The sequence below is a fragment of the Gallaecimonas mangrovi genome (genome assembly GCF_003367375.1).
Taxonomy (GTDB): Bacteria; Pseudomonadota; Gammaproteobacteria; order Enterobacterales; family Gallaecimonadaceae; genus Gallaecimonas; species Gallaecimonas mangrovi.
Genome location: NZ_CP031416.1, coordinates 2119270 through 2132844, shown reverse-complemented (window position 1 = coordinate 2132844; position 13575 = coordinate 2119270). Strand labels below are relative to the sequence as shown.

16 protein-coding genes are annotated in these 13575 nt (G+C 54.0%); 15 read left to right on the top strand and 1 reads right to left on the bottom strand.

The features are described from left to right. Nucleotide 1: 1 nt before the first annotated feature. Nucleotides 2-697, bottom strand: coding sequence for a dihydromonapterin reductase (gene folM, locus DW350_RS10225; RefSeq protein WP_115718775.1), 696 nt, complete (start codon nt 695-697; stop codon nt 2-4). A 69-nt stretch (nt 698-766) separates the two neighbouring features. Here folM and DW350_RS10220 point away from each other — a divergent pair, with 69 nt between their 5' ends. The 15 genes from DW350_RS10220 (at nt 767) to DW350_RS10150 (ending at nt 13571) form a co-directional block, all read left to right on the top strand. Beyond that, nucleotides 767-1348: a 4'-phosphopantetheinyl transferase family protein gene (locus DW350_RS10220; protein ID WP_115718774.1), complete on the top strand. Its 582-nt coding sequence runs from the start codon at nt 767-769 to the stop codon at nt 1346-1348. 178 nt (nt 1349-1526) lie between these two features. Next, nucleotides 1527-2219 (top strand): beta-ketoacyl synthase chain length factor, encoded by a 693-nt coding sequence (locus tag DW350_RS10215; RefSeq protein ID WP_115718773.1) that lies wholly within the window; start codon nt 1527-1529, stop codon nt 2217-2219. Further along, complete coding sequence (locus DW350_RS10210) at nt 2207-3031, top strand: lysophospholipid acyltransferase family protein (RefSeq protein ID WP_192954644.1); 825 nt, start codon at nt 2207-2209, stop codon at nt 3029-3031. Before DW350_RS10215 ends, DW350_RS10210 begins: the two co-directional genes overlap by 13 nt. Beyond that, entirely contained in the window at nt 2976-3236 is a 261-nt protein-coding gene (locus DW350_RS10205; protein WP_115718771.1) for a phosphopantetheine-binding protein, read from the top strand. Before DW350_RS10210 ends, DW350_RS10205 begins: the two co-directional genes overlap by 56 nt. Beyond that, a complete protein-coding gene (locus DW350_RS10200) occupies nt 3233-3481 on the top strand; it encodes an acyl carrier protein (RefSeq protein WP_115718770.1) in 249 nt (82 codons plus the stop codon). Before DW350_RS10205 ends, DW350_RS10200 begins: the two co-directional genes overlap by 4 nt. An 8-nt stretch (nt 3482-3489) precedes the next feature. Then, nucleotides 3490-4014, top strand: a complete 525-nt coding sequence (locus tag DW350_RS10195) for a COG4648 family protein (RefSeq protein WP_226911308.1) — start codon at nt 3490-3492, stop codon at nt 4012-4014. Continuing rightward, a complete protein-coding gene (locus DW350_RS10190; RefSeq protein ID WP_192954643.1) occupies nt 3981-5309 on the top strand; it encodes an AMP-binding protein in 1329 nt (442 codons plus the stop codon). Before DW350_RS10195 ends, DW350_RS10190 begins: the two co-directional genes overlap by 34 nt. 3 nt (nt 5310-5312) lie before the next feature. After that, a complete protein-coding gene (locus DW350_RS10185; RefSeq protein WP_115718767.1) occupies nt 5313-5666 on the top strand; it encodes an ApeI family dehydratase in 354 nt (117 codons plus the stop codon). Further along, nucleotides 5663-7348 (top strand): glycosyltransferase family 2 protein, encoded by a 1686-nt coding sequence (locus tag DW350_RS10180; RefSeq protein WP_115718766.1) that lies wholly within the window; start codon nt 5663-5665, stop codon nt 7346-7348. The genes DW350_RS10185 and DW350_RS10180 overlap by 4 nt, the downstream gene beginning before the upstream one ends. Continuing rightward, nucleotides 7345-8871, top strand: coding sequence for an HAL/PAL/TAL family ammonia-lyase (locus tag DW350_RS10175; protein WP_115718765.1), 1527 nt, complete (start codon nt 7345-7347; stop codon nt 8869-8871). The genes DW350_RS10180 and DW350_RS10175 overlap by 4 nt, the downstream gene beginning before the upstream one ends. Continuing rightward, nucleotides 8858-9277, top strand: a complete 420-nt coding sequence (locus tag DW350_RS10170; protein ID WP_115718764.1) for an acyl-CoA thioesterase — start codon at nt 8858-8860, stop codon at nt 9275-9277. Before DW350_RS10175 ends, DW350_RS10170 begins: the two co-directional genes overlap by 14 nt. Next, entirely contained in the window at nt 9265-9759 is a 495-nt protein-coding gene (locus DW350_RS10165; RefSeq protein ID WP_115718763.1) for an outer membrane lipoprotein carrier protein LolA, read from the top strand. Before DW350_RS10170 ends, DW350_RS10165 begins: the two co-directional genes overlap by 13 nt. Beyond that, nucleotides 9756-11870 (top strand): MMPL family transporter, encoded by a 2115-nt coding sequence (locus DW350_RS10160; protein WP_152032967.1) that lies wholly within the window; start codon nt 9756-9758, stop codon nt 11868-11870. The genes DW350_RS10165 and DW350_RS10160 overlap by 4 nt, the downstream gene beginning before the upstream one ends. Next, a complete protein-coding gene (locus DW350_RS10155; protein ID WP_115718761.1) occupies nt 11852-12412 on the top strand; it encodes a DUF3261 domain-containing protein in 561 nt (186 codons plus the stop codon). The genes DW350_RS10160 and DW350_RS10155 overlap by 19 nt, the downstream gene beginning before the upstream one ends. After that, nucleotides 12405-13571: a beta-ketoacyl-ACP synthase gene (locus DW350_RS10150; RefSeq protein WP_115718760.1), complete on the top strand. Its 1167-nt coding sequence runs from the start codon at nt 12405-12407 to the stop codon at nt 13569-13571. Before DW350_RS10155 ends, DW350_RS10150 begins: the two co-directional genes overlap by 8 nt. Nucleotides 13572-13575 lie beyond the last annotated feature (4 nt).

Genomic DNA, 13575 nt, shown 5'->3' with positions numbered 1-13575 from the left:
CTTAACGAATATGGCGGCCGCCATCAACATGGAGGGTTCGGCCTGTAACGTATTGACTGTTTAAAAGGTAATGCACGGCAAGCCAAATCTCGTTGGCGCCTGGTTCTATTCTCATTACCGATTTGGCCAGGGTTTTGGCTTTGTACTCAGCATCGTCCTGCTCATTAAACATGATGAGACTGGGGGCAATACTGTTAACCCGAACCCTAGGAGCCAAGGATTTGGCAAAAGACAGCGTCAAATTGGCCAGTGCCGCTTTTGACGCAACATAAGCCATATGCCTGTCACTGCCTCTTTCTACGGTGTAGTCGGTGATGTGGATGATATTGCCGCCATCTTCTAGTTGCTCGGCCAGCAGCCTGTTTAGAAGATAGGGGGCCTTGGCATGTACCTGCATCATGGCGTCAAAATGCCGACCGGCATCATCCAAGTCAGCTTCCAGTTCCCAACTAGACGCATTATGAATGATGGCCGACAGCGGCTGGCCGGCTAAGGTTTTAGCCAGCGCCACTATGCCATCATCAGTGGAAAAATCCGCCTGGATACAGCGCACGCCCTGGGCGGTCAATTGGTCAATGATATCGCGTGATTGGCGGTAGGTGATGATCACCTTTTGGCCGGCATCAACGAAGCGCTTGACCAAGTGCAAGCCGACGCGTTGGGCGGCGCCGGTAATAAGCACGGGATTGGCCGTCATTTGGCTTTCTCAACAGTTAAAGTCAAACTGGGACGTCATACTACCCGCTTGCTTGGTTTGGATCACCTCATGGCGCCACTTTTCTACAGCCGCTGCCACCTTGATGTGCTGGCTTCACGGTTTTCTCTGCCCTCTGACAATAAGGCGCGCCAGCGTCAAGGTGCGCAATGGCTGGGGGTTTTATTGTTAAGTCGCTTGCTTGGCTGCAAGGTTCGCAACCAAGCGCTTGGGCGCAGCGCCGAAGGAGCACCGGTGCATCCCGATGCCAAGGTGAGCCTTTCCCATAGCGGCCAATGGGTGGCCGCGGCGGTATCAAGATTGCCGGTAGGTATCGATATTGAAGTGCCTAAGCCGCGTCGGCCCATTGCTGCCATGGCGGCGCAATTTGGCTGGCCAGAGCATGACTTTTACCGCCGTTGGTGTAGCTACGAGGCGGCACTTAAAACAGGCATTGGCGATGTGAGCACCGCAGATATTACTCAACACCGCGGACTCATTACATTGCCCTGTGGGGAAACCCTGTATTGCTATACAGGGCAACAACCTTTTTTCATGTCTATAGCGTTTGTCACAAAAACACGACCTAAATGGCAAAATCCGATGTTAATGGCAGATGAATATTTGCTAGAATCGCCAGTCCGCTGCCGCTGAATTTACCGGCCTGGCAATACGGTTTTGCTATTTTTTTGCATCTTCTTCGCATGGAATTGGAGCGCGAAGAGGGGATACGGATGAATGTAATAACAAGCCATTTCACCCTTGTTGGTGACACGCATAAAACGGATAAAAAGGCGTGCCTTGACCCGGTGGGTAAAAGGGCGGTCTGGTGATGTTACGCTTTGCTGTTAAAGCCTGGTCAGCTTGGGCCCCAGGTGTTCATCAACCGGCGCTTTGGCGGCAATGGGCGCAAAACCCAGTACTTGGTGAGCCATCGCCGCCCGATATAAGCTGGGTGCCGGCTGTGCAGCGCCGCCGTCTTTCCTCGTTAACCCGTATCCAGTTGGCTTGCGCTAAACAGGTTGCAGGCGATGAAAGCTTGCCGGTTATCTTTGCCAGTCGCCATGGCGAGCTGCATCGTACTTTTCAGCTGTTAACTGACCTGGGGCAATCCGAACCCCTATCTCCTACCCACTTTAGTTTGTCGGTGCACAATGCCGCCGCCGGGCTTTTTGGCATCCTTCGCCGTGATAAAGCGCCGGCCAACGTTGTGGTTGGCGGCGACGATAGCTTGATAAGTGGCTTAATCGAAGCCTACGCCACCTTGGAAAGTGGCGCCGATGAAGTGCTGCTGATAGCCGGTGAACAAGCCGTGCCAGACGTCTATTTACCCTACATGCACAATAAACAGGTGGACCATGCGCTGGCGCTGCGATTGAGTCGAGGCCAAGAGGTGAGTGTCAGCCGTTCTGATTGCAGTAGCGATGACAATTGGCCAATGGCGATGCAACTGGCGGCGTTACTGGCCACCGGTAACAGTGGCCATCTTCATTGCCAAGGGGAGGGATGGCAATGGCAGTATTGAATCGGTGTTGGCGTATCGTGGCAACCGGCTTTGCGTTTAGTGCTTTTGGTATCGGTGGTGTCTGCCTGTGCCTAACAGCGTTCCCGCTGATTAGCTTGCGTTTTAAAGACAGCCATCGTCGTAAAGTGGTGGCGCGAAAGGTGGTGTCTAAAAGTTTTCGCTTTTTCTTAAACGCCCTGACATGGCTTGGGATCTGCCGCTATAAAGTCGATGACGAGGCCGCATTAAATGCACAGCCCTGTGTGGTTGTGGCAAATCACCCGTCATTGTTAGATGTGGTACTGCTAATAGCGCACATGCCTAAGGCTGACTGCGTAGTCAAAGCCAGTGTTTGGAAAAACCCGTTTATGCGCGGGGTAGTAAAGGCGACCGGCTACATTAGCAATCAGCACCAAGGGCAGGCCCTGATTGAGGCGGCCCAAAAGAGTTTGAACGATGGCTTTTCGCTGATTATTTTTCCCGAAGGTACCCGCACCGAGCCTGAGGTGCAGCTAAATCCACTGACCCGTGGCGCTGCGCAACTGACCTTGAAAACTGGCTATCCATTGCTGCCGGTGAACTTACAAATTGCTCCCCGTACCCTAACCAAGCAAACCGCTTGGTATCAGGTACCTAAAAAACGCTTTTTATTGACTGCATCGGTCGGTAGGCCGATTTCGCCCCAGTCTTTTGCTAACCAAGACCCCTGCACGGCCCTGTCGGCCAGGGTACTGACCCGTTATTTGGCCCAGGTATTAAATAAGGAAAACAACACAGATGAGCGATCTGGAAACCGAACTGAAGACGTTGATTATCAACGCCTTGGAACTTGAAGACGTTTGTGAAGAAGACATCGAAACTGATGCCGCTCTGTTCGGTGAAGGTTTAGGCCTTGATTCCATTGACGCGCTAGAACTGGGTCTTGCGATCCAAAAACGCTATAAAGTCAAAATTGACGCCAACGCCAGCGATACCAAGTCTCATTTTGCCAGTGTTGCAAGCCTGGCCGCATTTATTCGTTCTCAGGAGGCCGCATGACGCGCGACCAGATTTTTGCCGAACTAAAGACCATTTTGGTCGATGACTTTGAAATTGATGCCGAAGCCGTAGTGCCAGAAGCGCATCTTTATACTGACTTGGACCTCGATTCCATTGATGCCGTCGATTTGGTGGTCAAACTACAAGATTTAACCGGTAAGAAGATCCAGCCCGAGCAATTTAAAACCGTTCGCACTATTGACGATGTGGTCGATGCGGTATTGAGCCTGGTGGCCGCGGCTTGAAGCCAGGCGTGTTATTGTGGCTGTTGTATCCCTTGGCCATTGGCTTGGGGCTACATTTTTTGGCGCCCGGTTACATTGCCTTGTTGGTGCTGGCATTACTGGCGCTGCGGCTACGAAGCGCTGGCCGCGCCGAGAAATTCTGGCTGCCGCTGGCTGCATTAGCGCTTGGTTTTTCCGCCTTTAGCAATAGTGACGTGGGGTTAAAACTGTACCCGGTACTGGTGAACCTGGGGTTATTGGCTTCTTTTGGTTATAGCCTTTACCAAGGCCCCTGCATGATAGAACGCTTAGCCCGTTTAAAAGAGCCCGACTTACCGGCATCTGGCGTTGCCTATACCCGTAAAGTTACCTGGGTATGGTGCGGCTTTTTTCTGGTTAACGGCAGCTTGGCATTGATGACGGCCTTTTGGGGCTCTCGTCAGTTATGGACACTTTACAATGGCGCCATCAGTTATGTGCTGATGGGCTGCCTTTTTGCCGGTGAATGGTGTTACCGACAATGGTTTATTCGCAGCAACAAGCGCGCTGGATAGCGGCCCTAACGGCGCGGCTAGATAGCGCCGCACCGCTTTTTAATTCACCGGTACTTAGCGGCCAAGAGATAGCCAGGCTAGCAGGTGGGCTGAGTCAGCAGCTAGCAAAAGGGCAGTGCTGGCTGCTTTGGGATACCGATGTGGCCGGTTTTTTTATTGGTCTGCTGGCCTGTTGGCAAGCGGAGGCCAGCGCTATTTTGCCCGCCAATGGGCAAGAGCAAAGCCTCGCAATGGTGCAAGTTGATGGCATTATTAGCAGCCAAAATATCGCTAGCCGGCAACGGCGATTAAACCCCTTCGACCACCCGGGCCCAGGCTGTTACCCGCCGCTTGGCCCGATACAGCTTTTTACGTCAGGCAGTACGGGTGAGCCGAAATCGGTGGCCAAAGAAGCCAGCCAACTGTTGGCTGAAATACAGGTACTTGACCAGCAGTTTGGCCCCCTTGAAGGTGAACTGTTAGCCACGGTTTCCCATCAACATATATACGGCTTGCTGTTTCGGCTGCTGTGGCCGGTATTTTCAGGCGCCGTTATCAGCCGCCAGGTGCTGCATTATCCAGAGCAACTTGACGCTATTGGGCAGCGCCAAAGCGGCCCTTTTGTGTTAGTGGCAAGCCCTGCTCACTTAGCGCGCCTGCCTGAGCCATCGATGCTTGCGGCAATAAAAGGCAAATTGAGCGCCGTATTTAGCTCTGGGGGCCTGTTAAGTGCCGAGGGCGCTGCAGATTGCCTGCAATGTTTTGATGTGGCTCCCATTGAGGTGTTTGGCTCTACCGAAACCGGCGGTGTTGCTTGGCGCTGTCAGCAGCGTAGCGAGCAATGGCAGCCTTTTGCGGGGGTAGATTGCAGTCTTGATAGTGAAGGGGTGCTGGTGGTGCATTCCATCGTTAGTGGCGCGCCGGTTGTGATGGGCGATAAGGTTGCGTTCGCGGATGACGGCCGCTTTATGTTGCAGGGCCGACGCGATCGCATTGTTAAAGTCGAGCAAAAGCGCTTGTCTCTTGATGCCATGGAGAACGCTTTAGCGCGCCATTGTTATGTACAGAGCGGCAAATGCCTGCTGCTCAGCGGCCGACGCCAACAACTGGGCGCAGTGTTGCTGCTCTCTAGCAAGGGTGAGAACGCTTTGGCTGAGCTTGGCAAACACCGCTTTGTGCAGCAGCTACGCCAATCGCTGCTAACAGAATTTGAACCGGTGGTGCTACCGCGCCGCTGGCGGATAGTGGCGTCGTTCCCTGTGAATAGCCAGGGTAAACTGACCCAACAAGCGCTATCCGCTTTATTTGAAGAGTGATCTATGTTGACGCTGCCTGAAGTTGTAGAGCGCCATCTGACCGAGCAGGGTCTGGAATTGGTTTTAGAGATGGACCCAAAGCTGGCCTATTTTCAGGGCCATTTTCCCGAACTGCCTATTTTGCCTGGCGTTGCCCAATTGGACTGGGCGGCACGCTTTGGTGCTGAACATTTTGGCTTAACGCTGAAAAGCCAGCGTATGGAAGCGGTAAAGTTTCAAGCGCTGGTGGTACCTGGCCTGCAACTGCATCTTCGCTTGCAATATGACGACGTGAAAGGCCGACTGCTGTTTAGCTACCACTCGGTCCGGGGTAATCATGCCAGCGGCCGTATTCTCATGGCCAAGGAGGCACGGTGAGTTTTAAGCCTTGCTTGGTGGTGCCATTTTACAACCATGGTCCGGCGGCGAGCCGCACCTTGCCGTTGCTGGCAGAAACCGGGCTGCCAGTGATTGTGGTTAATGACGGTTCTTCACCGCAGCATAGTGCTATGTTGCAAGCGGCAGTGGCTAAATACCCCGCTATTACCATCGTTACCCATGAGCAAAATTTGGGTAAAGGTGGCGCCGTTATGACAGGGCTGCGCAGCGCCCTTGATGCCGGTTTTAGCCACGGTTTTCAGGTCGATGCCGACGGCCAACATGCCCTTGACGATATTCCCCATTTTCTTAGCGAAGCCAAAGCGGCCCCAAAAGCATTAATCGCCGGCATGCCGGCTTACGATGCGTCAGTGCCGAAAGGCCGGTTATATGGCCGCTATCTCACCCATGTTTGGGTATGGATTGAAACCTTAAGCTTGACCATTAAAGACGCTATGTGCGGGTTTCGGGTGTATCCATTGGCGGATACCGTTGCTCTTTTTGACAACGTAAAGCTAGGCCAGCGCATGGATTTTGATATTGAAGTCATGGTGCGGTTGCTCTGGTCTGGCATGGCCATCAAACAGGTTAAAACCAAGGTTATCTACCCCGAAGATGGCGCTTCCCACTTTAATGCTTGGCAAGACAACTGGCTTATCTCGAAAATGCATACCCGGCTGTTTTTCGGCATGATTTGGCGGGCGCCTTGGTTGCTGGCTCGGCGTTTTGCAAAGCCTAAACACTGGTCGGCAATGGGGGAGCGGGGCAGCCGCTTAGGTATGCGCTGCCTGTGGCTTGCCTTTCGGCTATTTGGGCGCCCTGGGTTTCGGCTGTTTTTGTATCCAGTGATGGCGTATTTCTTTGCCACCGGCGCCAGCCGACGTTATTCCTTAGCCTACCTGCAGCGCTGTTTTGAGCAGTTTGGCCCCATGCCTGGGGTCGCCGCCAAGCCTGGGCTTTGGACCAGTTTTCGTCACCACATGGCCTTTGGGGAAAGTGTGCTGGATAAGCTGGCAACGTGGGCTGGGCGCGGCGAAACCCGTGAGCAACTCGCCTTTGATGGGCGCGAGCATTTGTCGCAACTTCAGCAAAGTGGCCAAGGCGCCTTATTGGTTGGCGCCCACCTTGGTAACCTCGAGTTGTGCCGGGCGTTGTCGGATAAACCGATGACGGTGCTAGTGCTCACCGAACATGCCTTGAAGTTCAATGCACTGCTGGCTGAAATTAATCCCGCCGCCAAAATGAACATGCTCGAAGTCAGTCAAATGGGCCCCGATACGGCGATGATTTTGCGCCAGCGTATTGAGGCTGGCGAATTGGTGGTGATGGTGGGGGATCGCACCTCGGCGACGAAACCCGGGCATACCGTCAGCTGCAACTTTCTCGGTGAAGACGCGCCTTTTCCTATTGGCCCTTGGGTTATGGCTCATGTCCTCGAATGCCCGGTTTTTACCCTTTTTTGCACCCGCCAGGGGCGCCACCACCGAGTGTCGTTAGCGCCCTTTGCCGCCGAAGGCATTGTGCTTTCACGCAAAAATCGTCAGCAACAACTTGGCAGCTGGGCCCAGCGCTTTGCCGACCGGCTCAGCAGCCATTGCCAGCAAACCCCATTGCAGTGGTTTAATTTTTTCGACTTTTGGCAGGCCGATAACGGCGAGCGTAAACAGGAAGACAAGCCATGACAGTGGTGTTTGGTAGGAAACCTATTGGCATTGAAGATATTAATGCCATTGCTGCACGTAAGGTGGCTGTGCAGCTTGATGACAGTACGCCGTATCGCCAGCATATTGAAAAAGGTGCCGCTTTTCTCGACCGCCTCTGGCGTGAAGAAGGCGGCATTTATGGCGTGACTACCGGCTATGGCGACTCGGTAACCGTTGCCGTCCCGTCGGAATTGGTTGAAGCGCTGCCGCTTAATTTAACGCGTTTTCACGGCTGCGGTTTGGGCCGGCATTTCACCTTGCAAGAAGGCAGGGCCATTGTGGCAAGCCGTTTGGCGTCGTTGTGCCAAGGCCATTCCGGGGTAACCTTGGCGTTATTAGAGCGGCTGGTTTGGTTGCTGCAAGAAGACATTATTCCCGTTATTCCTGCCGAAGGTTCGGTTGGCGCTTCTGGCGATCTGACGCCGCTTTCGTATCTTGCCGCCGTCTTGGTGGGCGAGCGGCAGGTGTATTACCAAGGCCAGGTGCAAGAAACCCAAGCCGTGCTGGCGCTAAAGGGGGTAGAACCGCTAACGCTTAAGCCAAAAGAAGGCTTAGCCATTATGAATGGCACGGCAGTGATGACCGCCTTGGCCTGCCAGGCTTTTGCACAAAGCCGCTATTTAAGCGCCATGGCAACCCGTATTACAGCATTGGTGAGTAAAGCTTTAGGCGGTAATAGCTATCACTTTGATAAAACCCTTTTTGCCGTAAAGCCGCACCCCGGCCAGGGCCTTGTTGCCGAGCGGTTGCGCGCCGACCTTAACTACCAGGGCGATGCTGCCCATAGCCGTTTACAAGACCGTTATTCGCTGCGCTGCGCGCCCCATGTAATAGGTGCACTGGAAGACGCTCTGCCATGGCTTCGCACCCTGATAGAAACCGAGCTCAATAGCGCCAACGATAACCCCATTATCGATAGCGAAGGTGAGCAAGTGCTGCACGGTGGTCATTTTTACGGTGGTCATATCGCCATGGCCATGGATACCCTGAAAGTGCAGGTCGCTAACCTTGCTGACCTTTTAGACCGGCAGCTAGCATCCTTGGTCGACAGCAAGTTTAATAACGGCTTACCGGCTAACTTGACCGGTGCCGATGGTCGTGAACGTTATATCAGCCACGGTTTTAAAGCGGTGCAGATTGGTGTTTCGGCCTGGACGGCAGAAGCACTGAAACACACCATGCCGGCGTCGGTTTTTTCCCGGTCTACCGAATGTCACAACCAAGACAAGGTCAGTATGGGCACTATTGCTGCCCGCGACTGTTTACGCATTATTGAGCTAACCGAACAGGTTACTGCCGCCTCTTTATTGGCCGCTTGCCAAGGCTGTTGGTTAAGAGCCCAGCAGCAACCCCTGGCGCTAAGTGCGGCTTTAGACCGTTTTATCAGCGCCGTATTCACATACTGCGAACCCGTGAAAAACGACAGGCCACTTGAAGCTGATTTGCGCCACTTAATGGCACAGCTTCGCCAGCAGTCATGGAGCCTTTATGAAGACGCGTGAAGTTACAGTGGAAGTACAGGTCCCTTTCCACGACCTCGACCCAATGCAAGTGGCCTGGCATGGTAACTATCTGCGCTATTTCGAAGTGGCCAGAAGTGCGTTGCTCGATAGCTTTGATTACAACTATCTGGAAATGGAGGCCTCGGGTTATGTCTGGCCCATCGTCGATTTGAAGGTGAAATACATTCGCTCGGCGACCTTAAACCAACACCTGCTGGTGACCGCGACCCTGACCGAGTTTCAAAATCGCTTGGGGATGCGCTATGAAGTGCGCTGCAAGGAAACTGGAACTCGCCTTACCAAGGCGCAAAGTGTGCAAGTTGCCGTGGATAAAAACTCCGGCGAAATGCAGTTTGTATCGCCGAAAGTGTTGTTTGACAAGCTGGGGGAACCATGGCCGTACTAGCAGCGCTGATGCTGGCAAACGCATTGGCAAAACCGGCCCCGTGCGGCGACTTTCAGCAGCAAAAGCAAGTGCCGGGCATGCACCAGGCCTTTCATTCTTCCGGGCACTACCAACTGCAAGGCAACACCCTTATTTGGCAAACTTTAAAACCCTTCGCCAGCACGCTGGAAGTCAGCCCAGCAGGGCTATATCAAAGCCTGCCGGGTCAGGTGCGCCAGCAAATAGCCAATGGCGACAACCCGTTAGTGGCAAGCTTAGGGACACTGTTAGCGGCGGTAATGACAGGGGATGAAAAGGCGCTGGCACAACATTTCAAGGTTAATCGCCAGGGAGAAACATTAACCCTGGTGCCCCAAGACGCGCTGGTGGCCAAAGGCATTAGTGACATTACCGTCACCGGGCAACCGCCACACCGCATTCGCCTTGATGAACCGCAAGGCGGGCAAACGCTTATTACCCTTACTCGCGGGCAATGCCAGTGAGGCTTGCGGGTTTTTCTTTGGTATTAGTGGCGCTATTGTCGATGCGCTTGTTGCTGGGCGTAGCGCCGTCTTCGCAGCTAAGCGAGCTGCTACCCAAGGATTTTGCCGAGCTAAAAGGGGCCAATAATGGCGCCTTTACACAACTGAAAAGCCGTTTTGATCGCCAGCTGTGGCTGCTGGTGGAAGATAGCAACCCAAAGACACTGGTTAAAAAAGGCAATGCCCTGGCGAAGGTGCTGGATAACAGTGACATCATCAGCGCTTGGCAGGGCGGCAATAACGCCGGTTATCAGCGCCTTGCCAAATTCCGGGGCCAGGTTTTGTCGGTTAAGGACCGCCAAGCAAGTAACGCTCAGCTCATTAATAGGGCCATGGCACTTTGGTTTGGTCCAACGCCCACCAGCCTGCGCGCTGATCCCTTATTTACCTTTAGTGATTGGCTACAAGATTTACGCCCCGCCGGCAGCCACATTCAGCTGTTCGATGGTTGGCCGCTGTGGCAAAAAGACGGTCGTTACGCGCTTATTTTGTCGGCCGAAATTAATGGCTCTGCTTATGACGCCAAGGTGCAGCGCCGGGTGAGCCAATGGCTAGCGGCGCTGCCGGTAAAAGCACAAGCCTTAGGCACTGTGCTTTATGCGCAGCAAGGTGCCCAGCAGGCGCAGCGAGAGGTCAGCCGTTTTGGTAGCTTGGCCCTGGTTGGCGTATTGGTGCTAATTGTCTGGGGCTTTGGTGGCCTAAGAGCGCTTGGGTTTATGGCGGGGTTATTGGCGTTGTCGCTTATCGGTGCCTTAACGGCGCTGTGGTGGTGTTTTCCCCATGCCCACTGGCTGGCGTTGGTGATGGGGGCCAGTGTTATTGGCATCTGTGCCGACTATGGCTTTCACGCCTTGGCGGCTGGGGAACATCAGCGCGCCATCAGAGGCCCCTTGTTGGGCGGGCTGGTTTCAAGCCTCTGCGCTTATGGCGTGCTGGTGTTATCGCCATTTCCGGGGCTGGCGCAACTGGGCGTTGCCGCCCTTGGCGGGCTGATGGTGGCGTACTGTTATGTGCGTTTTCTAACGCCAATACCTAAGGTTGCCAGCCGGCAATGGCCAGCCACGCTGCTATTAGCGGTAAGCAGGCACCGGCCCTGGGCCAAGTGGGCGTTGCTGGTTATCGTCACTGTCTGGTGCGCCCTGGGTGTTCGCCAGCTGTCATTTAATGACGATATTCGTCAGTGGCAGCCAAAAGATCCGAGCCTGGAAGCAGTTGCCAACCGTTTGGCCTATTGGCTGGGGCAGCGCCCGGGCGGCCAATATTTGCTTATCACCGCCGCTAGCACCGAACAGTTGCTGGAAAAAGAAGAGGCAATAATGCCAAGGCTGCAAGCGTTAGAGGCTAAAGACCAACTGGCGTCGGTACTAGCCGTTAGCCAGCGCTGTCCTTCGCTTGCGCGCCAGCGGGCCGACCACCAGCGCATACGTCAGCTATGGCAGCAGCTCAATAGCCAGGTTGGCGGTGCGCTTGGGCCTGCACCTGCTTTGGCAACCGGTTTATCTCCTGAGCATTGGCCGATAAAAGAGGGGCGTTTGAGCCTTTTATTAACAGACCAACATACGTCGGTGATGGTGCTGCAGGGGCTCAGTGCTAGCGGTGCCAAAGCCCTTAACGACCTTACCCTTATTGACCCGGCAAGCCAGGCCACAAAAACCTTTGGTCATTATCGCGACCAAGTGCTCAAACTATTGGCGCTGGCGTTTTTACTCTTGGCTGTCGTGTTGGTGGTTACGCTTAAGAAAAATGGCCTTAAGGTCATTTTTGCCAGTGCCTTGGCCTTGGCGGCCGCAGCGGTGACCCCCGCCTTTTTAGGGCAGCCTTTTAACCTTATTCATGCGCTGGGGCTGATGTTGGTGTTGGGGCTTAGCCTTGATTATTGTCTCTTTTTCGCCTCAAAAGCCCCGGCAAACCATACCTTGTTGGCGGTACTGCTGTCGCTCGCCTCCAGTCTTTTAGCCTTTGGCTTGTTAATGGCGTCGAGCACGCCGGTGTTAGCAGGTTTTGGGGCTGTGGTGGCAGTTGGCCTGTTATGTGCCTGGTGTAGCAGCTTGTTATGGGCGAGGTCGTCATGAAGCCACTACTACTGGTGAGCCTGTTGTTACTGTTGTGTGGCTGCCAAACCCTAAGCGCGCCAGTGAAGCCACAGATCCCGTTAGGGCAGGGCCTTGTCTGGTCGTTGCCCGATTTGGGCTGGGTGAAGGGGGAGCGCGATAAAACGCAGCAGGTTGTAGCCTGGCATGGTAAAGAGCGCTGGCAATTAGTTGGCCAACTTTCGTTGTCACCCCAAAAGATGACTTTAACTGCACTCAGTGGTTTCGGTACCTTTTTGTTCCAAGCCAATTTTGACGGTACCGTTTTAACCACCAAACGTTCTGCATTAGTGCCCGCCAAAGCTAACCCAGGCCATTTATTAGCCGACCTCAGCATGGCACTGATGCCAACGGCTGTTCTGCAGCAAAGTTTGGCCCCGCTGGGTTTAGTGCTTAGCGTAAAGGACCATAGGCGCGTTATTAGTAAACAAGGTAAGGCCATTATTGTTATTGAATATCAGCCCATGGGCTTTCGTTTTTCCCAGCAGCAACTTGGTTACGGCTTTGAGGTAACCTATGAGTGATTTATACCTGTCGGCACCGTCGCTGCTCACACCCATTGGCCACAGCGTAGAAGCGGTAGCGACATCCCTTTTTAGCGGCAAGGTCGGTTTAACGGCGCAGCAAGGTCTATTGCTTGACGAAACCCCGGCCTGGGTGGGGAAAGTTACCGCGCCTTTATCGCCATTACCGGCAGCTTTTTCGCACCTTGATTGCCGTAATACCCGCATGTTGCGTCAAGTTTTAGATGGCCTTAAAGCAGATATCGACTGGGCAATGGCTGAGTACGGCCAAGACCGGATAGGCGTGGTGTTAGGGTCCTCTACTGCGGGAATTGATGTCGGTGAACAAGCGCTGGTGCATTGGCAGCAGCATCGCCGGCTGCCAGAGAGCTTTAATTACGACGTGCAGACGCTTGGCTCGGTTGCCCGCTTTGCCAGTGATTACCTGGGTATTTCTGGGCCCAGTTACACCTTGTCCACGGCCTGTTCGTCCTCCGGTAAGGCCTTTGCCAGTGCTTGGCGATTAATTCAGACCGGCCTTGCTGATGCGGTTGTGGTGGGCGGTGTTGATAGCCTTTGCCGGTTAACCCTAAATGGATTTTCAGCGCTTGAGTCGGTATCAAGCAAGCTTTGCAGTCCTTTTAGTGAAGGGCGTCAGGGCATCAATATTGGCGAAGGCGCGGCGGTTTTTCTGCTATCGCGCCGTAACAGTGCTGTAAAGCTTGCGGGGGTGGGCGAGTCATCAGACGGCTATCACATATCCGCGCCAGATCCTGAGGGTAAAGGGGCTGAGCTGGCAATGAACCAAGCCCTGGCGCAAGCAGGTTTGGACGTTAGTAACATCGATTATGTCAACCTGCACGGTACCGGCACTGTAAAGAACGATGCCATGGAAGCGGCTTTGGTGGCGCGCTTTTTCAGCCACAAGCCCCTGGTCAGTTCGTCAAAAGCGCAGGTAGGGCATTGCCTGGGCGCCGCAGGTGCGCTGGAAGCGGCCTTTTGTTACTTAGCGCTGCTAGCAAACACCGCCCCGCCACAAGTCTGGCAAGCACCCTACGACAGCCAACTGCCGCCGTTAAATTTTGCTGAAGTCGGCCAACAAACACCACTGCGCCATGTGATGTCGAATTCTTATGCCTTTGGTGGCAGTAACGTGAGTGTAATTTTTAGCCATGTTTGAACAG

Bases quoted from the DNA above. Each gene is read 5' to 3' on its own strand.
- DW350_RS10190 (WP_192954643.1), top strand. From the start codon at position 3,981: ATGGTTTATTCGCAGCAACAAGCGCGCTGGATAGCGGCCCTAACGGCG.
- DW350_RS10165 (WP_115718763.1), top strand. From the start codon at position 9,265: ATGGCCGTACTAGCAGCGCTGATGCTGGCAAACGCATTGGCAAAACCG.
- DW350_RS10220 (WP_115718774.1), top strand. From the start codon at position 767: ATGGCGCCACTTTTCTACAGCCGCTGCCACCTTGATGTGCTGGCTTCA.
- DW350_RS10200 (WP_115718770.1), top strand. From the start codon at position 3,233: ATGACGCGCGACCAGATTTTTGCCGAACTAAAGACCATTTTGGTCGAT.
- DW350_RS10170 (WP_115718764.1), top strand. From the start codon at position 8,858: ATGAAGACGCGTGAAGTTACAGTGGAAGTACAGGTCCCTTTCCACGAC.
- DW350_RS10155 (WP_115718761.1), top strand. From the start codon at position 11,852: ATGGGCGAGGTCGTCATGAAGCCACTACTACTGGTGAGCCTGTTGTTA.
- DW350_RS10205 (WP_115718771.1), top strand. From the start codon at position 2,976: ATGAGCGATCTGGAAACCGAACTGAAGACGTTGATTATCAACGCCTTG.
- folM (WP_115718775.1), bottom strand. From the start codon at position 697: ATGACGGCCAATCCCGTGCTTATTACCGGCGCCGCCCAACGCGTCGGC.
- DW350_RS10175 (WP_115718765.1), top strand. From the start codon at position 7,345: ATGACAGTGGTGTTTGGTAGGAAACCTATTGGCATTGAAGATATTAAT.
- DW350_RS10185 (WP_115718767.1), top strand. From the start codon at position 5,313: ATGTTGACGCTGCCTGAAGTTGTAGAGCGCCATCTGACCGAGCAGGGT.
- DW350_RS10150 (WP_115718760.1), top strand. From the start codon at position 12,405: ATGAGTGATTTATACCTGTCGGCACCGTCGCTGCTCACACCCATTGGC.
- DW350_RS10210 (WP_192954644.1), top strand. From the start codon at position 2,207: ATGGCAGTATTGAATCGGTGTTGGCGTATCGTGGCAACCGGCTTTGCG.
- DW350_RS10215 (WP_115718773.1), top strand. From the start codon at position 1,527: ATGTTACGCTTTGCTGTTAAAGCCTGGTCAGCTTGGGCCCCAGGTGTT.